At 69.0% G+C, this 26011-nt stretch carries 20 protein-coding genes; 10 read left to right on the top strand and 10 right to left on the bottom strand.

Annotation, left to right across the window (positions count from 1 at the left end; genetic code table 11):
• Window positions 1–20: 20 nt before the first annotated feature.
• The 4 genes from B7K20_RS02895 to B7K20_RS02880 form a co-directional block, all read right to left on the bottom strand.
• The gene (locus tag B7K20_RS02895) at window positions 21–491 is read right to left on the bottom strand and encodes a hypothetical protein (protein WP_084100152.1); all 471 of its coding nucleotides are present in this window, start codon (window positions 489–491) and stop codon (window positions 21–23) included.
• On the bottom strand, window positions 488–958 hold the full coding sequence (locus B7K20_RS02890; protein WP_084100150.1) for a DUF4233 domain-containing protein: 471 nt from the start codon (window positions 956–958) through the stop codon (window positions 488–490). Before B7K20_RS02890 ends, B7K20_RS02895 begins: the two co-directional genes overlap by 4 nt.
• A complete protein-coding gene (locus B7K20_RS02885) occupies window positions 955–2361 on the bottom strand; it encodes a folylpolyglutamate synthase/dihydrofolate synthase family protein (protein ID WP_084100148.1) in 1407 nt (468 codons plus the stop codon). The genes B7K20_RS02890 and B7K20_RS02885 overlap by 4 nt, the downstream gene beginning before the upstream one ends.
• A 72-nt stretch (window positions 2362–2433) precedes the next feature.
• The gene (locus B7K20_RS02880) at window positions 2434–3882 is read right to left on the bottom strand and encodes a folylpolyglutamate synthase/dihydrofolate synthase family protein (protein WP_144018506.1); all 1449 of its coding nucleotides are present in this window, start codon (window positions 3880–3882) and stop codon (window positions 2434–2436) included.
• Between the two features lie 174 nt (window positions 3883–4056).
• Here B7K20_RS02880 and B7K20_RS02875 point away from each other — a divergent pair, with 174 nt between their 5' ends.
• The 5 genes from B7K20_RS02875 (at window position 4057) to B7K20_RS02855 (ending at window position 8874) form a co-directional block, all read left to right on the top strand.
• Window positions 4057–4617, top strand: coding sequence for a DUF2510 domain-containing protein (locus B7K20_RS02875; RefSeq protein ID WP_084100144.1), 561 nt, complete (start codon window positions 4057–4059; stop codon window positions 4615–4617).
• Window positions 4618–4649: 32 nt separating this feature from the next.
• A complete protein-coding gene (locus tag B7K20_RS02870) occupies window positions 4650–4829 on the top strand; it encodes a hypothetical protein (protein ID WP_084100142.1) in 180 nt (59 codons plus the stop codon).
• A gap of 204 nt (window positions 4830–5033) precedes the next feature.
• The gene (gene atzF / locus B7K20_RS02865) at window positions 5034–6731 is read left to right on the top strand and encodes an allophanate hydrolase (RefSeq protein WP_084100140.1); all 1698 of its coding nucleotides are present in this window, start codon (window positions 5034–5036) and stop codon (window positions 6729–6731) included.
• Between the two features lie 88 nt (window positions 6732–6819).
• Complete coding sequence (locus B7K20_RS02860) at window positions 6820–7527, top strand: GntR family transcriptional regulator (RefSeq protein ID WP_084100138.1); 708 nt, start codon at window positions 6820–6822, stop codon at window positions 7525–7527.
• A 168-nt stretch (window positions 7528–7695) separates the two neighbouring features.
• Window positions 7696–8874 (top strand): MFS transporter, encoded by a 1179-nt coding sequence (locus B7K20_RS02855; protein WP_144018505.1) that lies wholly within the window; start codon window positions 7696–7698, stop codon window positions 8872–8874.
• A 157-nt stretch (window positions 8875–9031) separates the two neighbouring features.
• On the opposite strand, the gene B7K20_RS02850 is transcribed toward B7K20_RS02855, so the two are convergent.
• The 4 genes from B7K20_RS02850 to uca are packed head-to-tail and all read right to left on the bottom strand — an operon-like array spanning window position 9032 to window position 14663.
• Window positions 9032–9841 (bottom strand): creatininase family protein, encoded by an 810-nt coding sequence (locus tag B7K20_RS02850; RefSeq protein ID WP_084100133.1) that lies wholly within the window; start codon window positions 9839–9841, stop codon window positions 9032–9034.
• On the bottom strand, window positions 9838–10308 hold the full coding sequence (locus tag B7K20_RS02845) for a hypothetical protein (protein WP_084100131.1): 471 nt from the start codon (window positions 10306–10308) through the stop codon (window positions 9838–9840). The genes B7K20_RS02850 and B7K20_RS02845 overlap by 4 nt, the downstream gene beginning before the upstream one ends.
• A complete protein-coding gene (locus B7K20_RS02840; RefSeq protein ID WP_084100129.1) occupies window positions 10305–11066 on the bottom strand; it encodes an amidohydrolase family protein in 762 nt (253 codons plus the stop codon). Before B7K20_RS02840 ends, B7K20_RS02845 begins: the two co-directional genes overlap by 4 nt.
• 9 nt (window positions 11067–11075) lie before the next feature.
• Window positions 11076–14663, bottom strand: a complete 3588-nt coding sequence (gene uca / locus B7K20_RS02835) for an urea carboxylase (RefSeq protein ID WP_084100127.1) — start codon at window positions 14661–14663, stop codon at window positions 11076–11078.
• Between the two features lie 686 nt (window positions 14664–15349).
• Between uca and B7K20_RS02830 the strand changes: the two genes are divergently transcribed.
• Genes B7K20_RS02830 through B7K20_RS02810 form a run of 5 tightly spaced genes read left to right on the top strand, consistent with a single transcriptional unit; the run spans window position 15350 to window position 21819 of the window.
• Window positions 15350–16921, top strand: a complete 1572-nt coding sequence (locus B7K20_RS02830; RefSeq protein ID WP_159449304.1) for an ABC transporter substrate-binding protein — start codon at window positions 15350–15352, stop codon at window positions 16919–16921.
• 49 nt (window positions 16922–16970) lie between these two features.
• Window positions 16971–18017: an ABC transporter permease gene (locus B7K20_RS02825; RefSeq protein ID WP_084100123.1), complete on the top strand. Its 1047-nt coding sequence runs from the start codon at window positions 16971–16973 to the stop codon at window positions 18015–18017.
• Window positions 18010–19719, top strand: a complete 1710-nt coding sequence (locus B7K20_RS02820; RefSeq protein WP_084100122.1) for a dipeptide/oligopeptide/nickel ABC transporter permease/ATP-binding protein — start codon at window positions 18010–18012, stop codon at window positions 19717–19719. Before B7K20_RS02825 ends, B7K20_RS02820 begins: the two co-directional genes overlap by 8 nt.
• Window positions 19716–20498, top strand: coding sequence for an ATP-binding cassette domain-containing protein (locus B7K20_RS02815; protein WP_084100120.1), 783 nt, complete (start codon window positions 19716–19718; stop codon window positions 20496–20498). The genes B7K20_RS02820 and B7K20_RS02815 overlap by 4 nt, the downstream gene beginning before the upstream one ends.
• Before the next feature lie 25 nt (window positions 20499–20523).
• Window positions 20524–21819 (top strand): amidohydrolase family protein, encoded by a 1296-nt coding sequence (locus B7K20_RS02810; RefSeq protein ID WP_084100118.1) that lies wholly within the window; start codon window positions 20524–20526, stop codon window positions 21817–21819.
• Here the strand turns inward: B7K20_RS02810 and B7K20_RS02805 are convergent.
• Together B7K20_RS02805 and ileS are read right to left on the bottom strand one after the other, a co-directional pair.
• Complete coding sequence (locus B7K20_RS02805; RefSeq protein ID WP_084100116.1) at window positions 21816–22646, bottom strand: sulfurtransferase; 831 nt, start codon at window positions 22644–22646, stop codon at window positions 21816–21818. The genes B7K20_RS02810 and B7K20_RS02805 overlap by 4 nt on opposite strands.
• Window positions 22646–25846 (bottom strand): isoleucine--tRNA ligase, encoded by a 3201-nt coding sequence (ileS, locus tag B7K20_RS02800; RefSeq protein ID WP_084100114.1) that lies wholly within the window; start codon window positions 25844–25846, stop codon window positions 22646–22648. Before ileS ends, B7K20_RS02805 begins: the two co-directional genes overlap by 1 nt.
• Window positions 25847–26011: the final 165 nt, after the last annotated feature.

Raw genomic sequence — 26011 nt, 5'->3', positions numbered from 1 at the left:
GCGCCGCGTGCGCGGTGTAGTTACAGCCGCGCTCGGCGGTAGCCCGGCGCCCACCGGACCGACAGCGGCACCAGCGGCAGCAGCATGAAGATCGCCGCCGTGACCTGGAACAGCACGTAGCCCTGGCTGGGGCGGCTGGGCACGGCGTCGAGGTCCGCGATGTACGCGGTGTGGATCACGAGGCCCACGAGCAGCGCGATCGCGCCCACGACGATCACGATGGTGAGCAGCCACGCAGGCGCCTGCGAGTCTCGCGGGTGGCCGCGCAAGTGAATAGACCAGCGCCTGAGCGCGTCGTACATGGCGCCCGCGCCCAGCACCAGGCCGGCGAAAAGCATCAGGTACGTGGTGAAGGCGAGCTCGGCCTCACCACCGTCGCGGGCCGCGGCGGCGCTGACCAGGAAGATGGTCTCGAGGGCCCAGAACAGCATCACGAGGCCCGTGACGCCGATGACGGCGTCCGCGAACAGGCGCCAGGCCAGGCGGCTCACGCGTCCGCCGCGTTCTCCGAGGCCGCGGCCTCGCGTGCGGCCGCGGCGGCGTCGCGCTCGCCGCGTTCGCGGTCGATGCGCCCTCCCAGGCGGACGCCCGCGATCCACACCACGAGGTAGATGACACCCATGATGGTGATCGCGGTGTCGACCACGCCGGCCGCCAGCAGCGGCACCTGCATGGCCCAGCCCACCCAGATGCCCCAGGACCTCTTCTGGACGCCCGAGGCCCAGCCCATCAACACGGTCAGCGCGAGGCCGCCCACCAGAATCTGCGTCATGGTGGCGTCGATGAGCTCGCCGCGCACCAGGCCGTAGCCCAACAGCGTGGCGAAGAACATGGTGAACGCCTCGCACAGCAGCACCGTCTGGCGGAACACCAATGACGCGGAGCGGGGCTTCTTGGGGGCGGGCTGCTCGGCCTGCACGGCGTCACCGGCCTGCTCGGGCTCGTGAGCCTCGGTCATCGCGCCTGCCCCGTTCCCTTGCGCTCGTCGGCGCGCATGAGAATGCGCGTCTCCGCCACCACCGTAATCGACCCGACGGCGATGACACCCGCACCCATGTCATGGTCACGCTCGGCGCGCTGGACCGCCTCGTCGATCGCGTTGGGCAACGTGCCTGCCACGGTGACGCGGTCCTCGCCGAAGAGCGGGATCGCGATGGCCGCGAGGTCGTCGGCCGGGATGGCCCGCGACGACTGCGAGGACGTGATGACGACGTGGTCAAGCACGGGCTCGAGGCCCGCGAGGATGCCCTCGGCGTCCTTGTCCTGAAGCACACCCACGACGCCCACGAGGGTCTCGAACGTGAAGGACTCCTCTAGCGCCTCCACGAGAGCGTCCACGCCCGCGGGGTTGTGCGCGGCGTCGACCAAGACCATGGGCGAGGTGCGCACCGCCTCCAGGCGCCCGGGAGAGGTGACGGCACCAAACCCGGCCTCCACGGCATCGGCCGCAAGCGACTGTGGCTCTCCCCCGTCGGCGAGCAAGGCCTCGACGGCCGCGAGCGCGAGCAGCGCGTTGTGGGCCTGGTGCTCGCCGTACAGCGGCACAAAGATGTCCTCGTACGTCGCGGCGCTGGTGCGCAGCGTGACGAGCTGGCCGCCCACGCCAGGCTGGCGGTCCACGACCTCGAGGTCGTCCCCCTCCCAGCGGGCCCGCGCGTTATTGGCCGCGACCGCCTCGAGGAGGACGGGCACCACGGACTCGCTCTGGTGAGAGATCACGGTGGCGGCGCCGTCCTTGATGATGCCGGCCTTCTCCGTCGCGATCGCGTGGAGCGTGTCACCCAGCCACTGCGCGTGGTCCATGGAGATCGGGGCGATGACGGATACGTCGCCATCGGCCACGTTGGTCGCGTCCCACACGCCGCCCATGCCGACCTCGATCACGGCGACGTCCACCGGGGCGTCTGCGAAGGCCGCGTAGGCGAGCACCACGAGCACCTCGAAGAACGACATGCGCGGTCCGCCGACCTCGACCGAGCGCGCGTCGACCAGGTGGATGATCGGGGCGACCTCGCTCCACAATCGGATGAACTCGTCCTGTGCGATGGGCTCGCCGTCGATCTGGATGCGCTCGCGCACGCTCGTGAGGTGCGGCGACGTGAACAGGCCGGTGCGCAGGCCGTGCTCGCGCACCAGCGACTCCGCCATGCGAGCCGTCGAGGTCTTGCCGTTGGTGCCCGTGAGGTGGATCACCTTGAAGGAACTCTGGGGGTCGCCCAGGAGCTCGCAGGCCTCGCGCACGCGGTCGAGCGTGGGCTCAAAGTCGTGCTCGGGACTGCGCGACAGGATGTGCTGGTAGATCTCGCGCTCGGCCTCATCGGGGGTGAGCCCGCCGAGGACCAGGTCGTTGGCGTCAGGCATGGGGTCAAGTCTCCCATGCGTAGCCGCCGCGGGCCTTCGGTCCTCAGCGGGCGTCGGTGACGCGGGCGCCCCTCAGGCCGGGATGGTCTCCGTCGACGACTCGCCCGCGTCCGCAAGTCGCGGCGGGACGATCTTGACCTGGGACTCGTGCTCGCGCTGCACCACGCGCCGCGCGGCGGCGACGAGCGTGATGGAGCCCGCGACCAGGACGCCGGCGTCGGGACCCGCGTCGAGGGCCATGGCCGTGGCCGTCGCCATCGCCTCCGCGACCGTGGGGGCGACGGTCACGTTCTCGGCGCCCCATACGTCGGTAGCGGCCGCCGCGAGGTTCGCGACGGGGGTCGCGCGCGGCGAGTCGGTCTGCGTGACGACCACATGGTCGACCACGCGCGACAGGCCTGTGAGGATGCCCTCGCCATCCTTGTCGGCGAGCACTGCGACCACGCCGACCGTCGTCGAGAAGCCGAATGCCTCCGGAAGGGTCGACGCGAGAGCCTCGACGCCGTGGGGGTTGTGCGCCGCGTCCACGACGATGGTGGGCTGATCGTGGATGACCTCGAGCCGGCCGGGCGAGGTGGCGCCGGCAAAGCCGCGCGCGACGGCCTCGGCGTCAAGCGCCTGAGCCGCGGGGACGCGGTGGAAGAGCTCGAGGAAGGCCTCGGTGGACGCGAGCGCGATCATCGCGTTCTGGGCCTGGAAGTCGCCGTGAAGAGCGACGAGGGTCTCGGAGACGGCGCCCATGGTGCGCATGCGCACCACCTGGCCGGCAGGGTCGGCCGCGCGGCCCAGCACCTCATGGTGCACGCCCTCCCACCGCATCACGGCGCCCGCGCTCGCTGCCGCCGCGCGGATGATGTCCTCCGCAACCTCGGGCTGCATCGCGGACACCACGGTCGCGCCGGGCTTGATGATGCCGGACTTCTCTGCGGCGACGCCCGTGATGCCACCCACGAAGTAGTTGGAGTGGTCCTCCGCCATCGGCGTGAGGACGGCGACCTCTCCATCGCCGATGTTGGTCGCATCGCGCGAGCCGCCGATGCCGACCTCGATGACGGCGACGTCCACTCCCGCATCCGCGTACGCGGTGAAACCCAGGACCGTGAGGATCTCGAAGAACGACATGCGCGGCCCGCCGATCGCGCGCGAGTCCGAGTCCACCGCGTGAATCACCGGTGCGACGCGCTCCCACAGGCGCACCAGGGCCTCCTGAGCGAGCGGCTGACCGTCGATCTGGATGCGCTCGCGGAAGGTGGTGAGGTGCGGCGACGTGAACAGGCCGGTGCTGAGGCCGTGGGCGCGCAGCAGCGACTCGATCATGCGGCTGGTCGACGTCTTGCCGTTGGTGCCGGTGACGTGGACGATGCGCAGCTCGCGGTGAGGATCGCCCAAGCGACTGAGGGCCGCCGCGACGCGACGGAGCTTGGCCGCGTGGTCGGCCTCGGGGCTGCGGGAAAAGATCAGAGCGTCGATCTCGCGCTCGGCGTCAGCAGGGTTCATTCCTGCGAAAACGGGGTGGGTCACTGAGATATTGTGCGGCACGATTTGGCGTGCTCACGACCGTTTCGACCACCAATTTTCTTGACCTTCGCTTTACCTGATTTACCAGGGAAAATAGTCGACTTTTCGGGGCGATTGGGACCCGGATCTACCGCCGCGCCGGCCGCACTGCTAGCGTCCGGCGCGAGGGGGTAGATCATGACCGAGACCACCACACCCGCGGGCTGGTACCGCGACACTCAATCGCCGGGTCAGATGCGCTACTGGGACGGCACCGCCTGGACCGCGCACGTGGCGCCGATCACGGGCGCTCCGGGGCCTGGGGCGGCACCTGGGGCGGCACCTGGGGCGACGCCGGCGAAGGGTCGCTCTGGTGCGACCGTCGCCCTCATCATCGTGGGGGTGGTGTTGGGCGCGTTGATGATCATCGGCCTGCTCGCCGCGATCGCCATCCCCATCTTCCTCAGCCAGCGGTCCGAAGCGCAGGTCGCCGCAGCCCGCGCCGACGCCGCCGCACTCTCCTCGGAAGTGGCGGCCTACGCCGTCGAGAACATGTCCATGCCCGCCGTTGAGTGGGACGGCGCCAACTACCTTGTCGGCACGCCCGATTGGGGCTTCGTCACCCTGCCGGCCTCCGAGGGCGTCACGCTCGCGGACTTCGCGACGGACGGCGTGGACTTCTGCATCGCCACCACCGCAGACGCGACCACGGTGCACTACTCGAGCCTGGGCGGGATGGCAGACGGCCCCTGCCCCTGAGGCGGCGCGCCCGCCGATGAGATGATGTCCGCGTGAAGGACAAGTATGGGCATCGCCAGCTGTCGACCGGATGGTCGCTCATCATGGCCGGCGTCGCCGGCATCGTCGGCATGGCCGTCGTGATCGGCATCATCCTGCTCAGCCGGTCCCTGACCGACACGGAGCCCGCCGAAAGCCCCACCGCCTCCGCCGCGGTCGTCGTCGTCGGCTAACGAACTCCAGGATCGCGCACGCGGCGCCGCCTTCTCAACCGGGCCACCGACGCTCCCGGCGAGCTGCGCCACTCGCGGCGGCGCCGGAAGTCGTGCGCGGGCGCGCTCAGGCGGCACCGGCACGTCTTCACACGGTCGCGTTGCATATTGCATCCAATTTGATGTTCTTCGGATACACTCGACGAAACCCGAAGGAGGCCGCACTTGTCCGCAGCAACGAACCTTGTGCACCGGGTGCGTGCCGCCCTCGCACGCATCGAGTCCGACCCCACTCCCAGCGTGTGGATTGAGCGCGTCGCCGCGGAGACGGTGCTCGCGGAGGCGGCAGAGGTTGATCGGCGCCTGGCCGCCGGCGATGACCTCCCGCTGGCGGGCCTCACCGTCGCAGTGAAGGGCAACATCGATGTGGCGGGGCTGCGCACGACGGCGGCACACCCGGAGTTCGGCGACGTCGCCGCGCATGATGCAGAGGCCGTCGCCCGCCTCCGTGCCGCGGGGGCGATCGTGATGGGCTCCACCAACATGGACCAATTCGCCACCGGCTTGGTGGGCACCCGTTCCCCCTTTGGCGCGCCCGAGTCCGCGACCCATCCAGGCCGCATCTCGGGCGGGTCATCGTCCGGCTCCGCAGTCGCGGTCGCACGCGGGCTGGTCGACCTCGCGCTTGGCACCGACACCGCTGGCAGCGGACGCGTGCCCGCAGCCTTCAACGGCATCGTTGGACTGAAGTGCACGCGCGGGCTGGTGCCGGCATCGGGCGTCGTCCCCGCCTCGCGCTCGTACGACTGCGTCACCGTGTTCGCGCGGTCCCTCACCGAGGCGAGCCGCGCGGCCGCGGCCATCATCGGGCCCAGCGAACGCGACACGCTGTCGCGAGGGTGGACCCCCGACGCTCCGCTTGCCGCTCCCCCGCGCCCGACGGTGGGTGTCCCGCGCCCCGAGGACCTCGTGTCGCTCGATTCCGACCGCGCCGAGGCATTCGCCTCGGCGGCCGCGCGACTTGAGGCGCAGGGCGCCACGCTCGTCACCGTTGACATCAGCGGCATGCTTGAGACCGCGACCCTCCTCTATGGCGGCGCCTTGGTCGCGGAACGTGCCGCCGCCTACGGCACGTTCCTCGCGGACCACCCCTCAGGAGCGGACCCCGTGGTGAGCCAGATCGCCGCCGCGGCCGGCGTCCACACCGCCGTGAGCTTCGTCGACGACGTCGAGCGCCTCGACTGCGCGCGCCGTGACGCTCGCGAGACTTTTGCGACTCTCGACGCCCTGCTGATCCCCACAGCCCCCGCCCACCCCACGTTCGAGGAGGTCGAGGCCCAGCCGATCGCGGCCAATGCACACCTCGGCACCTTCACCAACTTCATGAACCTGCTCGACCTGTGCGGCGTCGCGGTACCCGCGGCCGACACTCCCACGGGTGGATTCGGCGTCACGGTCGTCGCACCAGCTTTTCGCGACCAGGTGGCGGTCGATATCGCTGCTCGCCTCACGGGAGAGGAGGCCCCGTCGCTGCGACCTGACGACGGCGTTCCCGTCGTGGTATTCGGCGCGCACTTGGCAGGCCAGCCGCTCAACTACCAGCTGACGGAACGCGGCGCCCGCCTGGCCGGTCCGGTCGTCACCGCCCCGCGCTATCGCATGGTCGCCCTACCCGGCGCGCTGGCACGTCCGGGCGTCGCCCCCGCCTTGGAGCCTGTCGCTCACGGCCTCGAGGGCGAGAAGTGGCTCGTGCCCGCGGCATCGCTGAGCGACCTCCTGGCGGACGTGAAGGCACCCCTCGCCCTTGGCCCCCTCACCCTTCACGACGGCACGGTCGTGGCGGGATTCGTGTCGACAGACATGGCAGGCGAGGACATCACGCATCTTGGCGGTTGGCGCGCCTACGTCGGCCAGTCGCGCTGAGATGGTCGCCACACGCCCTAGACTCGCCCCTATTGGATCCAATGGGGGCGGGATTGCGCTCGCCCGTCAGCACGAGCGAGGACGCCGCATGCCCACCACCGATACCTCTGCCCTGGTCGACGACCTCGCACGGAACATTCGCGACCTCATCGTGTCCGGCGAAATTGCCGCTGGCACGCCGCTACGGCAGGCGGATCTCGCCGAGCGCTTTGGCACGAGCCGCACGCCCGTGCGCGAAGCCCTCCGACAGCTTCAGGCGGGCGGGCTCATCGAGATCTACCCGCACCGAGGTGCCGTGGTGCGCATCCCCACGCCCTGGGAAGTGCGCGAGGCGTACGAGGTACGCGCCGAACTCGAGGCGCTTGCCGCGCGGCGGGCGGCGACGCGTCTGTCGAGCGACGATATCGACCGTATGCGCGAGCACAACGACAAGCTGTTCGAGCTCACTCGCGCCGCGGCGCGAGACGGCGCCGAGCCATCGCGCAGCCAAATCCTCGACGAGGCCAACGAGCACGCACTGCACCCCACCATCCTCGCAGCGGCCGACAACGCGCGCCTGCAGTCCGTTCTTGACGGCGTGCAAGCGTCCCTTCCCAAGAATGTGCCCGGCCTGCTACTCCTCGAGAATGCGAGCCATCGCGAGGAAAACCATCGCGAGCACACGCGCATCATCGACGCACTCGCGACCCACGACGCCGACGAGGCCGGCCGCCTGATGCGCGACCACGTCATCGCCGCAGGGGAACAGGTGGCGCGCTGGTACGAGCGGCGCTCGTCCAGCCTGATGACACGCTGATCCCGTAGCGCTCCCTCCCCCATCGTCACCCGGTGGGGCGAGTTCGCTGCCCACCGCGCAGGCTCGACCTGCCGTCACCGCTCACCACCTCCCGCGCGTGTCATCCACGCTAGTTGTATCCAATACAATGTCTTTCGGATACATCTAACCGACGATGCGGGAGAAACCGTGACATTGACAGCCGCTGGGTTCCGCTCGTGGGGCTTCTGGCTCATCACCGCGGCCGCCACCGCCAACTACGGCGTCATGTCAGGGACCTCTCCCCTTCTCAACCGCGGCGTCACAGAGCTGCTGGGCTTTGATACCGCCTTGGCGGGATCACTGGTGTCCATCGCAGGGTTCGTCGGCATGGCCACCATGCCGGGCCTTGGCTATCTCGCAGGACGCTTCGGCCCTCGCCGAGTGACCCTCGCCGCGGCGGCCATCGCCGTCGCCGGCGTCGCCATCGCCGTCGTGTCGTTCACGATCCCCGGTATCGCGTTCAGTCGGATCGCCTACGGCCTGGGCAACGCGGGGATCACCGTGGCGACCACGGCATGGGTCAGCGCCACGTCTCCCGAGGCGACCCGCGGCCGCGCGCTGGGGTACTACGGGATGAGCGTCTGGATCGGTCTCGCCATCGGGCCGGTCCTCGCCGAGAACTCGTACGCCTGGATCGGAAACCGTTCCACGTGGGCCCTGCTGCTCGCGGTGCAAGCGGCGAGCCTACTCATGGCCGCGATGGTCCGAGAAGCACCGACGGCCACACCGGCAGTGGCCACCACGGCAGACGCGTCGGTATCGATCGCTCGCGCCGTGAGCGTACCGGCGGCAATCGCCGTCGCGGCGTGGGGAGCCCAGGGCGTCATCACCACCTTTGTGGTCGCGCACCTCGAGTCCGCCGGGGTACCGGCCACGGGCGTCATGGGTGGAGCGTCGGTGCTCCTGGTATTCGCCGCATCCGTGCTCATCGCCCGTGTGGTGCTCGGCGCAGTCACCGATTCCCTCGGCCCGGCGCGTGCAGCGCGCGCGTCCCTGGTGGTCGTGGCCGCGGGCCTCGTGGGCCTTGCCTGGTCGCCCACGTTCGCCATCGCGTGCCTCTCCGCGGTGGTCATGGGGTTTGGATACGCCCCTCTGTACCCCTCACTCACCATGCTCGCCACGACCACGCTCGACGGGCCACGCCGAGCGACGGCCATCGGATGGTTTTCCGCCTTCACCTCGGCCGGAATGTCGCTGGGTGCCCTTGCGGGAGGCTTCCTCATCGGCACCCTGGGGACTTCCATCACCATCACTCTGTGCGCCGTCGTTCAGCTCGCGGTGATCCCCACGCTCGCGCGAGCAGCGAAGGTGCGTGCTGCGCTCTAAGACCGGGTCGCGGCGGGCTACGGACGCGGACCGGGCTCCCCCATGCTCTCGACCTGCGGCTCCGCACGACCGGCCGTCCTTGCGCTTGACCACGCACAGCATGACGCCGGCGACCGCCCAGTGGACGGTCGCCGGCGTGACGGGGCCGGTTGGTGGTTTAGCGGGTGCGCTCGGGCTCCGGCTCCCTGATCGCCGCGGCGAGGGCGCGTGCGGTGCGCTCGACGCAGCGGTCGAACTCTGCGCGTCCGTGCTCGGCGTTGGCCTGGCCGACCTCGTTGCCCCAGACGCCGGAATCGGACACCTGATCCATGCGGTAGTCCCAGAAGGAATCTCGGTCGGAGTGCGAGACGACCCGGTCCATGCGCACCAGGTCGGGCCGCAGATGAAGCATGACCGACGTCTCGAAGAAGTTGGCGTGCATGAGGCCGCGGCCGTAGTTCACGCGACCGTTCACTTCCGGTCCCGGGTACATCGTGACGTAGCCGATGGAGCGCGCGCGCACGTCCGGGTACCGCGTGCGGAGCTTCTCGATCGAGACGTCGAGCGCGCCGTTGTTCCAGATGTGACCCGAAATAAAGATGAACTGGCGCACACCCGAGCGGTACAGCGAGTCGGTGAGGTCCTGCATGACCGCGATGAGCGTCTCGGGGCTGAGCGTCAAGGTGCCGGGGAAGTCGCCGTGCGAGGCGGAGACGCCAATCGACACCGGCGGGATGACGGGGATGCCCGTGACGGCGGACACGCAGTCCGTCACGGCCGTGTCGATCTCGGTGTCGACGTTCATGGGCAGGTGGGGGCCGTGCTGCTCCACCGCGCCGATGGGAATGATTGCGGCGCGGGTGTGCTCGACGACGCTTGGCACACTGGGCCAGTCAAGCTCCTCCCAGCGCAGAGGAACGCCGGTGCCACCGAGTTCGGCGGCGAGCGAGCGGATGTCGAGGCCCGTGGGCGGGAACGAAACGGTCATGCGGGGTTCTCCTTCGAAGAAGCGTCAAGGCGGCCAATGCGCGTGTGGCGGAAGGGCAGCAGGTCAGCAGCGGCAATGGGCTCGGGGGTAGCCTCGCGGGCGGCCCATACCCGTGCGTCCGGCCACATATCGGCCAGCAGTTCGGCGCAGACGCCGCAGGGCTCGATCAGATGGACGGTGCCGTCGCGCCTGCGCAGGACGGCGACGAGCGCGACGGCCTTGCTACCCGCCGCGACGACGCCCGATGCCACGCCGGACTCGGCGCAGATCGACGCCCGACCCTGGGAGGCCTCGACATGGATGCCGGTGACGATGCCGCCGTCGTCGGTGCGGGCCGCAGCCGCCACCTCGTGGCGCCCAGCGACATACCGCGCGTCAAGGAGCTCGCGGGCGGCGTGGGCGAGTACAGCATCCTCCTCGCCCATCGCCGCGATCGCCTCGGCGAACGTGGGTCGGCGAGTGCTCACACCCACCCCATGATCCGGGCCATGTTGCCTCCTTCGATGAGGGCGCGGTCCGCCTCATCCGGGACGGCCTTGGCAACCTTCATCCGCTCCAGGTCGAAGTCGGATCCGGGCCATTCGGAACCCATGAGAATCTTCGTCGCGCCGAGTCGAGCGTACGCGCGCTTGATATCCGACATCAGCGTGGCAGAGGTCTCGAGGTAGACGTTCTCGCGGCGCTCGGCGACGATGATGGCCTCCGGCACGTTCCACACGGCGCCCATGTGGGCGATGATGGTCGGCACCGTGGGGTGGTCCTTCGCGATCTCCTCGATGGCGAACGGCGCACAGAAGGCGTCGTCGAGCGCGTTGATGAGGACCGGGATTCCCAGTTCGGCGCACACCTCGAAGACGGGGTCGAGCAGGCCGTGGTCGGCTACGTGGTAGCCGTGCATGCTGGGGTGCAGCTTCAGTCCCACGAGCCCCGCGTCGACGAACCTGCGGATCTGATCGGTCGCGTCATCGTCCTGGGGCATGACCTGTCCGAAGCCGAACAGGCGGTCCGGGTGCTGCTTGACGAGTTCGACCAGGAAGTCGTTCTCGATGCGCTGCGCGAGAGAGCACACCATCGCCTTGTCGACGCCAGCAGCGTCCATGCGCGTAAGAATGCGTTGAGCGTCGAACGGCACATACGGCGGCGCCGGCTCCCCCGGGCGCGCACCGGTGAGGTAGTCGCTGCGCCCGCGAACGTCCTGCGTGGTGTTGTAGGCATCGATGATCATGGTTTCTCCTTAACCTTGCGAAGTGGGCCGCACGACAGCCACCGGCTGTCCGGCGGTGACGGATTGACCGGCGCTCACGAGCACCTCGAGGACCGTTGCGTGCACGTCCGGCACGACGGGAAGCTCCATCTTCATGGCCTCGAGAATGACGACGGGGTCGGCGCTTGAAAGGGTCTGACCGGGCTGGACGGGCACTCGCCACACCGAACCGGCCATGGGCGCCTCGCAGACGATGGCACCCTCGGGTACGTCGATAGCGGGGACGACGGCCGATGCGGTCGGCTCGGGCTCGGTGGCTGTCGCCGAGAACTCCCCTGCGGCCTCCCAGGCCGCGCGCTCCTCAGCGAACGCCACCGCCTGGCGCTGTCGAAACTCGGTGATCGATGAGGCCTCGCGGTCGAGGAACTCGCGGTGCTCGGCGAGCGAAAACTCCCCGTCCTCGACCTCGATCTCCAGGCGCCCTGCCGCGAAGGCGAGGCGCTGCTCGGCCAGCGTGTCTGCGTCGACCTCTTCAAAGCGGATGCGGTCAAAAAAGCGCAACAGCCACGGCGCATTGGCCGCGAAATTGGGGTTCGATTGCCTGACGCCCGCCCAGATGGGAAGGGTGCGACCCACGAGCTGATAGCCGCCGGGGCTATCCATGCCGTAGATGCACATGTAACTGCCGCCGATGCCCACGGTGCCGGCGGCGGTCCAGGTGCGCGCCGGGTTGTACTTCGTGGTGACCAGGCGGTGGCGCGGATCGATGGGCGCGGCCGCGGGTGCGCCGAGGTAGACGTCTCCGAGCCCCAACACCATGTACGAGGCGTCGAAGACGGTGCGGCGCACGTCGTCGACGCTGTCCAAGCCATTAATGCGGCGAATGAACTCGATGTTGTCGGGGTTCCACGGGGCGTCGTCACGGATGAGGTCCTCGTAGCGAGCGATGGCCTCGCGTACCACGGGGTCGTCCCACGACATCGGCAGACGCACCTCACGACTCGGGACGCTCAGGGCCTCGGTGGGAGGCAGCGTGTCCTCCAACTCCTCGAGAAGCCCATGAAGCGTGCGGACGCTCAGCCGATCGGCGTCGACGTGAAGATGCAGCGAACGGATTCCCGGGGTGACATCGATAAGTCCAGGGCCAGCGTGTGCGCTCAACGCCTCCATCAGCGCGTGCACGCGCATCCGCAGACCGAGGTCCAATTCCATGGGGCCGTACTCGACGAGCAGGTTGTCGTCACCACCGCGCCGGTAGACGACCTCGGGCCCGCCCGCGTGGGCGTCGCGCCGACTCAGCACTCCCTCGTCCGCGTCGCGCGCACTGTGGGAGGGGACGAACGCCACCGCGGCGGCACGTGCGGCCCGCACGCCGTCGAGCGTCGTCTCGTCGACCGGCACCAGCCGAACGGTGTCACCGGGACGAAGCTGCCCAAGCTTCCATCGGTCGGGCGACACCACGGTCACCGGACACGCGAAACCGCCAAGGGACGGGCCATCGGGTCCCAGAATGGACGGGGTGTCACCCGTGAAGTTGATGGCTCCCACCGAATACGGGTTGTCGTGAAGGTTCGAGGGGTGAAGGCCCGCCTCGCCGCCATCCGGACGCGACCATGTGGGCTTGGGCCCGAGGAGCCTGACGCCGGTGCGTGCGGCGTGAACGTGAACCCGCCACGATGCCTGATAGAGCTCGTCGATCGCCTCTCGAGTGAAGTACTCGGGGGCAGGTTGCGGGCCTTCGGCAACGTGGAGTTCCCACGTGTGGCCGAAATCGGGAACATCCTCGCCCGCCGAAGGCTCCGGAGTGAGCGTGCGCGCGGCGCCGGGACGCAGCACGTCGCCCAGCCGCAGCGCACGTCCGCCGTGACCGCCAAAGCCACCGGCCTCGAAGGTCGAGGCGCTTCCCAAATACTGGGGGACGTCGATCCCGCCGGCCACCGCGATGTAGGTACGAGCACCCGCGGAGGGAGTTCCGACCTGCAGGCGTTGCCCTGGACGCACCTCAAGGGCGCGCCACTGCGGGACGTCCTCGCCGTCGAGCGTGACCGGCGCCGGCGCACCCGTCACGGCCACCGTGGTGGCATACGAGAACGCGAGGACGGGCCCGAGCATGGTCGCCTCAAAAGCGGTCGCACCCTCGGGGTTTCCGACCAGGCGGTTGGCGCGGCGCATCGACAGATCATCAAACGGCCCCGACGGCGGCACGCCCACCTGCCAATGCCCCACTCGCCCCGGCCAGTCCTGCAGCGTGGTCGACATTCCGGCACGGACCACCGTGACGCGTTCGTCAGCCACGTCCACCGTCGCGAGCGTCGCGGTCGTCGGCACTGCGGCCACCACGGCGGCCGAGCGAGCGAGAGCACGCACCAAGGGCAGATTTGTCTCGATGCCGTCGATGCGCATGGCGTCGAGACCCTCGGCCAGCCGCGAGAAGGCCTCGTCGCGATCCTTGCCCGTCGCGATGACCTTGACGAGCAGGCTGTCGTAGTCGGTCGTGACGACGTCGCCAGACTCAATGCCCGACTCGACGCGGATGCCATCGCCGCTTGGCAGCACCACCTGGGTGACGAGGCCGGATGACGGACGCGAGCCCGCGAAGACGTCCTCTGCGCAGAGGCGGGCCTCGACCGCATGCCCCACCTGGGTCGCCGTGGGCAGGACCAGGTCGCCACCGGCGATCGCAAGCATGAGGCCCACGAGGTCGAGCTTCGTGACCTGTTCCGTCACGGGGTGCTCGACCTGCAGGCGCGTGTTCGCCTCAAGGAAGTAGGAGTCCTCGCCCGCGACGAGGAACTCCACGGTGCCCACCGAGCGGTAATGCACGGCGGCCGCAATGCGCGTCGCGTCATCCCACAGGCGGGCGCGCAGGTCATCGCTGAGGGCTTGCGCGGGCGCCTCCTCCATCACCTTCTGGTGGCGGCGCTGCAAGCTGCAATCGCGGTCCCCAAGCACGGAGACGCCGCCCTTACCGTCGCCCACCACCTGCACTTCGACGTGGCGCGGCTCGATGACGGCCTTTTCGAGAAAGACGTCACCGTTGCCGAACAGGCGGGCGGAGAGCGAACTGACGGCATCGATCGTGTCGGCGAGTGTGCTGGGCTCGTCGCAGCGCTGCACACCCATGCCTCCACCTCCGGCGACGGCCTTCACCATCACGGGGTAGCCCAGCGCCTGTGCGGCCGCGGCAGCCTCCGAGCCGCGCGTCAGCACTCCAGTGCCGGGAACGCTCGCGACACCGACGCTGTCCGCAAGTTCACGCGCACGCGACTTCGAGCCGAAGAGCTCGATCTGCTCGGCGGTCGGCCCGACAAAGACGAGCCCGGCAGCTTCTACCGCCGCGGCAAACGCCGGATTCTCGGACAGGAAGCCGTACCCGGGGTGAATCGCGTCCGCGCCCACCTGGCACGCGACGTCGACGAGCTCGTCGACGTCGAGGTATCCCGCGCCGTCGGCGGCGAGCGCGACAGCTTCATCTGCCTCACGCACGTGCGCCGATGCCGCGTCCGCCGACGTATAGACGGCTACGGCCGTGAGGCCAGCGTCGTGGACGGCGCGGACGATCCGGCGAGCGATCTCGCCTCGGTTGGCCACGAGGACGCGGCTAAGCGGTGAAGTCACGGTACGTCTGGTCCTCCCGTTGAATGCCCCGCCGTCACGAACGGCGATCCGGGCTGCTTCGCTGTCCACCGCGTCCCGTCAGGACAACTTGGGCACGATCCGAACAACTTTGGATCCAATTTACATGACAACGTATCCGCACAGCGACAACAGTGTTTCCGGCGGGTAAATTCGGACGCAAGTGGTCAATTTCTACCGACCGGTCGGGGGATCCTGGGGGTGTGGGCGGGGTCGCCCGCGAGAGGCCTGTCGCCAGACGAGGGCATCCCCCGAGGGCGCCTCGTTCACCCTGCCGGCGCGCCGCCACCCCTGGCGCACCGCGGCACGAACCTCGCCTCGCGCCCGCGGCCTGACATATCAGATGGCGCGCAACTCGCACCTCACGGCGGATCGACCCGCGCGGCCGCGAGGGCGGCACTCCCGCACGTCGGCGTCGACCATCCGCACGAGAACGCCTCGAGCTCGGCCGGAATTTACATGCTCGTAACATCAGCGATGCTCGTCGGATACACAAATGACTAGATTGGATACACATCGGACGATGTTGGATGCTTACGGCCCCGCCGGCGGCCCGCAGACCCCGATGCCGCAACGGTCGCGGTACGGACATGGGCCGCAAGAGCGGTCCACGTCGCTGCCACGAGAGCCCGCGCGGTCTTCCTCACCTCCGTCCCTTGGGAGCAACCATGACTAAGAAAACCGCCACCCTGGCGTCGATCGCGCTCGCCGCGACACTGGGACTGGCCGCGTGCTCGCCCGCGGAACAGACCGACTCGACGCCCTCGTCCGACTCCACCGCGGCAGCGGCCACCACCATCAACACCGAACTGTTCTCCTCGCCCACGCAGTTCGACCCCGCGATTGCCTCGGGCTCGGCTACCGTGTCCGCCGCCCGTCTGGGCTTCGACACCCTGCTGCGTGCAAGCGACGACGGCTTTGTGGGCGGCCTCGCGACTGACTGGGAAGCGACGTCCGCAACCGACTACACCCTCACGATTCGCAACGATGCTGTCTGCTCGGATGGCACCGTCATCGACGCGCAGATTGCTGCTGACTCGCTGACCTACCTCACCACCGTCGACGACGCGGCAGCTCAGGCCGCGACCGCGAAGGCCTTCGGGACCGGCACTCCGACCTTCACGGCGGATGGCGACACGCTGTCGATCAGCCTCACCGAGCCCTACGCTTCCGTGTTCGCGGGACTCACGCTCGAGAACACCGGCATCATCTGCCCCGCGGGATTGGCTGACCTTGAAGGTCTCGCGGCTGGCACCGTCGACGGCGCCTGGTCCGGCCCCTACACGCTGGCTGACAACAACGCTGGCGTTTCGGTGTCGTACGAGCTTCGCGACGACTACACCGCGTGGCCCTACGAGCTTGACGGCACGCCCGCCCAGACCATCAACATCACGGTCGCGGCCGACTCCACCACGTCGGCGAACCTCCTGCAGTCCGGCGGCGTCGACGTGACGCGCTTCTACGACTCGAACGCGCTGCAGTTCACGGAGAGCGACGACTTCTCGTACTCGACGACCAACGCCTCCGCCTACTCGCTGGTGTTCAACCAGACCGACGGCTCCGGCTCGATCTACGTCGACTCCCCCGAGCTGCGCGCCGCGACGGCTCAGGCGATCTCGCGCGACGGCTTCAACGACGCCGCGCTCGATGGCCTTGGCACGGACCTCGCCTCGATCACGTACATCCAGTCCCCGTGCGTGAACACCGACGAGTCGCTCCTGCAGGCGTACGACCCCGCCGCCGCGGCATCGGTGCTCGACGGCCAGAACATTCGCCTCCTGACCATGTCGAACTGGGACCCCGCGACCGACTACATGGCCGAGTCCCTCCGTGCAGCCGGCGCCACCGTCGAGGTCACCGCCCTCGACCCCGCCGACTGGCGCGCCGCCCAGCGCGAGGAGAAGGGTTCCTACGACGTCACTCTGGTCGCGGACGGCAACACCTCGGGTATTCCTGCCATCTCGCTGGAGCGCGTCATGGGCACGCTGAGCGAGGACGGCGGCTCGAACATCACCGGCAAGGCCAACGATGTGGCCGACGCTGCCTTCGAGCTCGCGACCACCACCGATGACGCCGACGAGTCCTGCGCTGCCCTCCTCAACGCTCAGGAGACCGTACTCGAGGACGTGGCCTTCGCGCCGCTGATCTCCGACACCCACTACATCGTGGCCCGTGACGGCTTCACGTCGCCGATCATCGCCGGCGCCTGGGACCTCACCACCATGAGGGTCGCGGGCTAAGGCCCTCCGCGTCGCCCACATCGACTTGCAGGGAAAGGAACGACACCATATGAGCACCACGCTGTCGGAAGACCTCACTGCCACCGATGTGGGCGACGCGCCCGCACCGACGGCGCACCAGGCGGGCAGCCGCGCCCGCGTCTGGCGCGCGTTCCTGATCCGCCGGTTCACCGGCCTCGTCATCAGCCTCGTCATGCTGGTGCTGATGACGTTCTTCATCGTCCAGTTGATCCCGGGCGACCCTGCAGAGGCCATCGCCGGCCCCGACGCCTCCCCCACCACCGTCGAGGCCGTCCGCGACGAACTTGGGCTCGACGACCCCATGCTGGTCCAGTTGTGGGATTACGTCACCGGCGTCTTCACTGGCGACTTCGGCGAGTCGTTCCGCTACGGGGTTCCAGCCCTCGACATCGTCATAACCGCGGCCCCGTACACGATCACCATCGCGTTCGCCGCCGTGGCGATCGTCCTCGTCGGCGGAGTCTCGCTTGGCATCGCCGTTGCGATCGCGACCCGCGGCGACCGCAACCGCTGGCTCGGTTCGCTGTTCACGACCGTGACCAGCATCCTGACGTCGATCCCGCCGTACATCCTCGCGACCTTCCTCGTCGTCATCTTCGCCCTGTGGCTTGCATGGTTTCCGCCCGCCTACACCCTCGCCTACGGGTACTGGCAGTCGGCGATTCTGCCCATCGCCGCACTCTCGATCGGATCGATCGGAGGCATGGCGCGCATCGTCCGGCGCGAAGCCGCGGTAGTCGAAGAGATGGACTACATGCGCTCCGCACGCGGATGGCGCTTGCCGGCCATGGTCCGCTACGCCAAGCACCTCCTGCCCAACGTCTTGACGACGTCGCTCACGTTGGCCGGCATCATCCTCACCGCCTTGCTCGGATCCGCACTCATCGTCGAGACGGTCTTCGCGTGGCCGGGCATCGGAAGCGCGGTCATCCGCGCGATCGCCGAGGACAAGGACTATCCCGTGATCCGGGCCGCGGTCTTCGTCATCGGCGCCATCTCGCTGATCACGACACTGATCATCGACATCGTCCTGGGCGCCATCGACCCCCGCACCCTTGGAGAAGACCGTGACTGAGATCACCGCCCACGCTCCTGCACCCGTGGCAGCGCGCCGCCGCTTCCGCTGGAACGGCACTCTCGTGACGGGGCTCGCCATGTTTGCGGCGGTCATCCTCGTCGCCATCATTGCGCCCTTCTTCTACGCCGACCAGGCGGCCGAGCTCACGGGCGAGTCCAGCCTGGGCTCCGTGCCGGGTCACCCTCTCGGCACTGACACCCTGGGCCGCGACATGCTTGCCCGCACGCTGGTGGCGACGCGCACCACCGTGCTGATGGCGCTGGCCGCCACGGCGCTCGCGGCCGCCATCGGGGTCGGTTTCGGCATCGCCGTCTGGCTCGCACCACGGCGCCTGCGCAACCTGGGCCTGCGCCTCATCGAGTTCTTCATCTCGTACCCCGGGCTCCTACTGGCGATCATCGTCGCCGCGATCCTCGGCCAGGGCGCCATCAATGCCGTCATTGCGGTCGCCGCTGCGTCGATCGCGGGCTTCGCCCGGCTCACGGCCAACCTCGCGTCCGGCATCGCCGCACGCCAATATGTGTCGACGGCTCGGCTGCTGGGCGTGCCCGCCCACCGCATCGCGCTCCGTCACGTCCTGCCAAACATGGCCGAACCCATGCTCATCATCACGGCCCAGGCCTTCGCCGGCGCGCTCGTGGAGATCTCGGGACTGTCGTTCGTGGGCCTTGGCACCCAGGCGCCCTACTTCGACTACGGCACGCTCCTCGCGGACAGCCTGTCGAAGATCATGACGAACCCCATCCTGCTCGTGGGCCCGGCGCTCGCCATCGTGATCGTGTCGATGTCCGCGCTCTTCATCGGAGATGGGCTCGCCGCCGCCGCCAACCCGCGCTCGAACGCGAAGCAGTCTCAGCTCACCCTCCGCGAGGGAGAGACGAGCGCCCTGTCGCCCGCGGATGACGACGCCCTCCTGGTGGCCGACGGCGTCACAGTGACCCACATCGAGTCCGGCCGCGAGCTGGTCTCCGACGTGTCCTTCACCATTCGCCGCGGCGAGATCGTCGGCATCGTCGGCGAATCGGGTTCAGGCAAGTCACTGACTGCCTCGGTGGCGTCGCGGCTGCTCGCCGACGGCCTGTCCGCCTCGGTCAGGCGCCTCACGCTGGGCGATACCGATCTCACGGGCAAGGTCCCTCCGGCGGAACTCGCGTCGCGCATCGGCCTGGTTTACCAAGACCCCGGCACCGCCCTCAACCCTGCTCTTACGCTGGGCTCACAGCTGTCCGATGTGCTGCGCACGCGCATGGGCATGAACAGGCGCGAGGCCCGCAGGGCTCTCCTCGCGGCATTCAAGGACGTCCTCATGCCCGATCCCGAGGGCCGGCTGCGCCAGAACCCTCACGAACTGTCCGGCGGCATGAACCAGCGCGCCATGATCGCCTCCGCGATGTCCGTGAAGCCCGAACTGCTCATCGCCGACGAGCCCACCACGGCACTCGACGTCACGGTGCAGCGCGAGGTTCTGACTCTGATCAACCGCCTCAACACGGAGCGTGGCACCGCCGTCCTGTTCATTTCCCACGACCTCGGCGTGGTGCGCCGCCTATGCGACCGCGTGCTGGTGATGCAACGCGGCCAGATCGTCGAACAGATCGACGACATGGACAACCTCACCGTCGAGCGCGCAGCCCATCCCTATACACGCCAGCTGCTCGCGGCGACCCCGTCCGTGCGACTCGAAGAGGACAAGGCATGAGCGACACCCTGGTCAATGTGACCGACCTCAACGTGCACTTCGGCACGTCGCACGTACTGCAGGACGTGTCCGTCAGCCTGGGCACGGGCCGCACCGTGGGCGTCGTAGGCGAGTCGGGCTCTGGCAAGTCCACCCTTGCCAAGGCCCTGGTCGGAGTGGTCCCCGCGTCTGGCGGTGAGATCTGGGTCGACGGCCTGGATGTGCGCTTGGCGACGCGTCGAGAGCTCGCGCAATACCGGCGACGCATTCAGATGATCCCTCAGGACCCGTTCTCCTCCCTGTCTCCGCGACGGACCATTGCCCAGACTCTCGCGGAGGCCATTGAGCCCGGTCGCGGGCGCGTCCGCCCCTACCAAGACCGCATAGCGCACTGGCTTGAGCGCGTGGGGCTCGATGCGTCGATGATGCACCGCTATCCTCACGAGTTTTCCGGGGGCCAGCGCCAGCGCATCGCGATCGCCCGTGGACTCATCATCGATCCCTCCTTCGTCATCGCGGACGAGATCACCTCCGCGCTCGACGTGTCGGTCCAGGCACAGGTGCTCGAACTCTTGGCGGATATCCGCGAATCACTTGGGCTCACCATGATGTTCATCTCGCACAACCTCGCGGTGGTCCAGCACGTCAGCGACGACGTCGTTGTCCTCTACCGCGGCGTCGTCGTGGAGGCGGGACCGGTCGCACAGATCTTCTCGTCACCTCAGCACTGGTACACCAAGGCGCTCCTCGAGGCCGACCCCGGCTCGCCCGGGTTCACCCTCGACGCACCCGCCGCCTGACTCTCTCGAAAGGCTCCCTTCACGCATGCCGGCCGGAATCCTGCCCCTCACCCCCACCTCTTCGACCACCACCCGCGTTGTCGGCGCGACCATCCTCGACGGCACGCTGCGTGACCCGATCGAGAACGGCGAGGTGGAGTTCCAGGACGGAGTCCTGACGTATGTGGGCCCACGACGTGCACAGGCGGGCGCAGGCGCGACCGTGATCGATGCGTCCGGCGGCTACCTCATGCCAGGCTTCGTGGACCTCCACGTGCACCTCGCCATGTCGCATGATGCGGGTCTCGACGAGCAACGCCTGTGGTTCCCCGAGGAGGAGGCGCTCGCGACAGCGTCGACCATGCGCCAGACGCTCGAGGCCGGAGTCACCAGCGCTCGCGACCTGTCGGGACTCACCCCCGGATACCGACGTGCCATCGCGCAGGGCCGCGCCCTGGGCCCACGCATGCACCTTGCGATCGCCCTACTGTCCCCGACTGGCGGCCACGGCGACCCCGTGTTCCCCAATGGCTCGGTGCCTCTGTACGCGGAGCGGGCCACCACCCCAGGATGGCGCGTGGTCGACACCGACGACGAGGTCATCCGGACCGTGCGCACCCTTGCTCGCACTGGCGCGGACGTGATCAAGGTCTGCACCACCGGAGGCATGTCTTCGCCCAGCTATGGCCCCGATGAGCCCGGCCTCCCCATGGAGCACGTCCGCCTCATCGTCGAGGAGATGGCGCGCCTCCAGTCGCAGCCCGTGACCGCGCACGCGCAGGGCGCCGACGGCGTCACCGCCGCCGTGGTCGGCGGCGCCGCGAGCGTGGAACACGGCTATGACGTCACCGACGACACCCTTGCACTCATGGTCGAACACGGCACGGCCATGATCCCGACGCTCAGCACGCTTCTGCGTCCCGCGGACGCCACCGTCCTGGGCGCGGAGCGCGCCGCCCTCAAGCGGGATTGGCAGGCCCGCGGGGTGGCGTCCACGCGGCGCGCCATCGATGCCGGCGTCACCATCGGCATGGGCACCGATGCAGGCATCCACCCACAGGGACGCAACCTCACCGAGCTGGGTCACCTCGTCGAGGCGGGCCTCACGCCACTTCAGGCGCTCCACGCGGGCACGGCGACCGGCGCGAAGCTCATGCGACTCGACGACCGCCTGGGCACTCTCGCGCCTGGCATGCTCGCCGACATGGTGCTGTCCGACATCAACCCCCTGGAGCGCATCCACGACCTCGGCGATCCCCAGCGCATCCGTGCCGTGATCCAGGGAGGGCGCTTCGTGAAGGACCTGGATGAGGTCGCGCCGCGCGAGAGGCTCCCCCTCTAGGCCTCCCCCGTCGCGACCTCGCGCCCCGGCGTGTTCGACCACTGGGACCACGACCCCGGGTACAGAGCCGCCGTGATGCCGATGGTCTCGAGCGCCGCGACCTGGTGCGCAGCGGTCACGCCGGAGCCGCAGTACGACGCCACCGGCAGTGAGCCGTCGATGCCGACCGCCGCGTAGCGCTCGGCGATCTCCGCCGTGGGCAGGAACGACCCGTCGCCGTTCACATAGTCCGCCATCGGGACGTTGACCGCACCGGGGATGTGACCGGCCTGGGGGTCGATCGGCTCGACCTCGCCGCGGAAGCGCTCCCCCGCACGCGCATCGAGCAGCACGCCGCGCTCCGGGAAAGCAGCCGTCGCATCGATATCGATGACGGGCATGCGGCCCCAGTCCAGCGTCACCGCACCGGGCAAGACCTCCACGTCACCCGCCTCGAGCGCGCCACCCGCGGCGGCCCACGCTGCCAGTCCCCCGTCGAGGATGCGCACGTCCACGCCCGCGTGGCGCAAGAGCCACCAGGCGCGGGCTGCCGCGAGCGACGTCGCAGCGTCGTAGACCACCACAGCATCGCCGTCGTTCAGGCCCCAGCGCCGGGCCGCGGCTTCAAGAGACAACCGGCTCGGCAGCGGGTGCCGTCCCTCGGACGGCGCGCCGTGCGAGGACAGCTCGTCCTCGAGACTCACGTAGACCGCGGCGGGCAGGTGCCCGGCCAGGTAGGCGTCGCGCCCGTCGGGCTCGGCGAGCGACCAGCGCACGTCGAGCAGGACCGGCCGGCCGGACTCGCGGGACAGTGCGTCCGCGAGCCCGGCGGCAGAGATGAGCGTCATCAGTTGGCCGCGGTCACGGTCGCGGCGAGGTCACCCTCGGCCACGACGGTCACTCGCGAGGAGCCCGTGTCGGGGTGGACCGCGAGCGTCTCGGCCGCGATGAGGTCACGCCACGTCTCGACGGCTCCCACCCGCTCGGCGGGCACCGTGAGCGCCAGCTCGATACGGTCGGACACCTGCAGGCCCGAGGCCTTGCGGGTGTCCTGCACCACACGGATGACGTCGCGGGCGTAGCCCTCCGCCTCGAGTTCGGGTGTGAGGCCCGTCTCGAGCAGCACAAAGCCGCCCGAGCCGAGCACCGCGGCGGCCTCGTCCGCCGCCTCGTCGCCGCCACCGATGACCGTGGCGAGCTCGTACTCGCCCTCGACCAGGCCGATGCCGCCGGACACCACCTCACCGGCACCAGACACAGACCAGTCGCCCGTCTTGGCGCCCTTGATGGCCGCCTGGACGTCCTTGCCGATGCGCGGGCCGGCCGCGCGGGCGTTGACGGACAGGCGCTGCTCCACGGGGTGCGCGGCCGTGAACTCGGCCTCCGAGACCACGCGCACCGTCTTCACGTTGAGCTCGGAAGCAATCAGTTCCGCGTACGGGGTGAGCCCCGCAACATCCGCCACCGCGACCTCGAGGGCCGCAAGCGGCTGGCGCACGCGGATCTTCTCCGCCTTGCGCAGCGCGTGAGCGGAGGAGACGATCTCGCGCACCTGGTCCATCACGCCGCCGAGCGACGAGTCGACCCACGCCTGCTCCACCACGGGGTAGTCCGTGAGGTGCACCGAGCGCTCGCCCGTGAGGCCGCGGTAGATCTCCTCGGTCTCGAGCGGCAGCAGCGGCGCGGCCAGGCGCGTCACGGTGGTGAGCACCGTGTAGAGCGTGTCGAACGCGGCCGCGTCCTCGTCCCAGAACCGGTCGCGCTGGGTGCGGATGTACCAGTTCGTCAGCAGGTCCATGAACTGCGTGAGCGACTCGGACGCGCCGGGCACGTCGTAGGCGTCGAGCTGGGCGGACATGGTCTCGACCAGCTCGGCGGTCTTGGCCAACACATACCGGTCCATGACAGGCAAGCCAGCCACGGCATCGGCCGCTACCGGCTTGGCCATATAGCCAGCCGCGCCGTTCGCGGCGCCCGCATACATCGTGAAGAAGTAGTACGAGCTCCACAGCGGCAGCATGACCTCGCGCACGCCCTCGCGGATGCCCTCCTCGGTCACCACCAGGTTGCCGCCGCGCAGAATGGGGCTGGACATGAGGAACCAGCGCATGGCGTCGGAGCCGTCGCGGTGGAACACCTCGTTGACGTCCGGGTAGTTGCGCAGCGACTTGGACATCTTCCGACCATCGGAGCCGAGCACGATGCCGTGGGAGATCGACGTCGAGAACGCGGGACGGTCGAACAGCGCCGTCGCGAGGACGTGCATGACGTAGAACCAGCCGCGGGTCTGGCCGATGTATTCGACGATGAAGTCCGCGGGGTTGTGGGTGTCGAACCACTCCTCGTTCTCGAACGGGTAGTGCACCTGAGCGAACGGCATGGAGCCGCTGTCGAACCACACGTCGAACACGTCTGTGATGCGGCGCATGGTCGACTGCCCGGTCGGGTCGTCCGGGTTGGGGCGCGTGAGGTCGTCGATGTAGGGCCGGTGCAGGTCGGGCTGGCCCTCCTCGTTCAGCGGTAGGCGACCAAAGTCGCGCTCGAGATCCTCGAAGCTGCCGTACACGTCGGTGCGCGGGTAGGCGGGGTTGTCCGAGACCCACACGGGGATGGGCGTCCCGAAGTAGCGGTTGCGGCTGATGGACCAGTCGCGCGCGCCCTCGAGCCACTTGCCGAACTGGCCCTCCTTGATGTGGCCGGGCACCCAGGTGATGTCCTCGTTGAGCTCCACCATGCGGTCACGGAAGTCGGTGACCTTGATGAACCACGAGGAGATGGCGCGGTAGATCAGGGGGTTGCGGCAGCGCCAGCAGTGCGGGTAGCTGTGGTCGTAGGTCTCGTGGCGCAGCACCAGCTCGCGGGCCTTGAGGTCCTTGATGATCGTGGGGTTGGCGTCGAAGACCTGCTCGCCCACATAGTCAGGCGCCTCACTGGTGAAGCGGCCCTTGGAGTCGACGGGCACCACGGTGCCGATGCCGTTCTCGGCACACACCGCGGCGTCGTCCTCACCGAAGCCGGGCGCCATGTGGACGATTCCCGTGCCGTCCTCGACGGACACGAAGTCCGCGACCAGCACGCGGTGGGCGTTCTCCATGCCGGCGAAGTAGGCAAACGGCGGCACGTACGCGAGCCCGCCAAGCGAGGCACCGGTCACGGTCGTCACGACGGTCGCGTCCTCCCCCAGTTCGCGCGCATAGGCAGCGAGGCGGGCCGAGCCGATCACCAGGCGGCGGCCCGCGAAGGCCGAGTCGGCGCCGGGCTCCACGACGGAGTACTCGATCTCGGGGCCCACGGCCACGGCGAGGTTGCTGGGCAGCGTCCAGGGCGTGGTGGTCCAGATGAGGATTTCCGCGCCCGCGAGGTCGCCGGGGGCGTCCACCAGGGGCATCGTCACCGTGAGCGCGGGGTCCTGGCGCGACGCGTACACGTCGTCGTCCATGCGCAGCTCGTGGTTGGACAGCGGCGTCTCGTCGCGCCAGCAATACGGCAGCACGCGGTGACCCTCGTACGCCAGGCCCTTGTCGTACAGCGACTTGAAGGCCCAGATCACCGACTCCATGAAGGTGGGATCGAGCGTCTTGTAGTCGTTGTCGAAGTCCACCCAGCGCGCCTGGCGGGTGACGTACTCCTGCCACTCGTCCGTGTAGCGCAGCACCGAGTCGCGGCACGCCTTGTTGAACGCCGCGATGCCCATCTCCTCGATCTGGGACTTGTCGGTGATGCCCAGGATCCGCTCGGCCTCGAGCTCGGCGGGCAGGCCATGGGTGTCCCAGCCAAAGCGGCGCTCGACCTTCTTGCCGCGCATGGTCTCGAAGCGCGGGACGACGTCCTTCGCGTAGCCGGTCAGTAGGTGGCCGTAGTGCGGCAGTCCGTTGGCGAACGGCGGGCCGTCGTAGAAGACGAACTCCTCGGAGTCCGCGCGGTTGTCGATCGAGGCCTGGAAGGTGGCGTCTTCCTTCCAGTACGCGAGCACATCCTCCTCGAGGGAGGGGAAGCTCGGGGACGCGGGAACCTCGGCGGACGGCCGATGCTGGGGATACGTGCTCATATGGGGTGGTCCTCGTCGGGTCGCTAGCCTTCGCACGAGGACGCCTCGCCGTGCGTGTCACACGGCCGCTGCGCGGTACCACCTCGCTTGCACCCTGACGAGTGCCACTCATGCCCCCGCTGCCACGGAGACGCCGCTGTGACGGGCTGCCCGTGCGGTTCTACT

Source organism: Demequina sp. NBRC 110051, assembly GCF_002090055.1.
GTDB lineage: Bacteria > Actinomycetota > Actinomycetes > Actinomycetales > Demequinaceae > Demequina.
This window is presented reverse-complemented; position numbering and strand designations above follow the sequence as displayed.

What these genes read in the sequence shown, in the direction of transcription:
- B7K20_RS02815 (WP_084100120.1), top strand. Translation starts at nt 19,716, where the DNA reads ATGAGCGACACCCTGGTCAATGTGACCGACCTCAACGTGCACTTCGGC.
- ileS (WP_084100114.1), bottom strand. Translation starts at nt 25,846, where the DNA reads ATGAGCACGTATCCCCAGCATCGGCCGTCCGCCGAGGTTCCCGCGTCC.
- B7K20_RS02825 (WP_084100123.1), top strand. Translation starts at nt 16,971, where the DNA reads ATGAGCACCACGCTGTCGGAAGACCTCACTGCCACCGATGTGGGCGAC.
- B7K20_RS02890 (WP_084100150.1), bottom strand. Translation starts at nt 958, where the DNA reads ATGACCGAGGCTCACGAGCCCGAGCAGGCCGGTGACGCCGTGCAGGCC.
- B7K20_RS02885 (WP_084100148.1), bottom strand. Translation starts at nt 2,361, where the DNA reads ATGCCTGACGCCAACGACCTGGTCCTCGGCGGGCTCACCCCCGATGAG.
- B7K20_RS02830 (WP_159449304.1), top strand. Translation starts at nt 15,350, where the DNA reads ATGACTAAGAAAACCGCCACCCTGGCGTCGATCGCGCTCGCCGCGACA.
- B7K20_RS02875 (WP_084100144.1), top strand. Translation starts at nt 4,057, where the DNA reads ATGACCGAGACCACCACACCCGCGGGCTGGTACCGCGACACTCAATCG.
- B7K20_RS02805 (WP_084100116.1), bottom strand. Translation starts at nt 22,646, where the DNA reads ATGACGCTCATCTCTGCCGCCGGGCTCGCGGACGCACTGTCCCGCGAG.
- B7K20_RS02850 (WP_084100133.1), bottom strand. Translation starts at nt 9,841, where the DNA reads ATGACCGTTTCGTTCCCGCCCACGGGCCTCGACATCCGCTCGCTCGCC.
- B7K20_RS02840 (WP_084100129.1), bottom strand. Translation starts at nt 11,066, where the DNA reads ATGATCATCGATGCCTACAACACCACGCAGGACGTTCGCGGGCGCAGC.
- B7K20_RS02860 (WP_084100138.1), top strand. Translation starts at nt 6,820, where the DNA reads ATGCCCACCACCGATACCTCTGCCCTGGTCGACGACCTCGCACGGAAC.
- B7K20_RS02810 (WP_084100118.1), top strand. Translation starts at nt 20,524, where the DNA reads ATGCCGGCCGGAATCCTGCCCCTCACCCCCACCTCTTCGACCACCACC.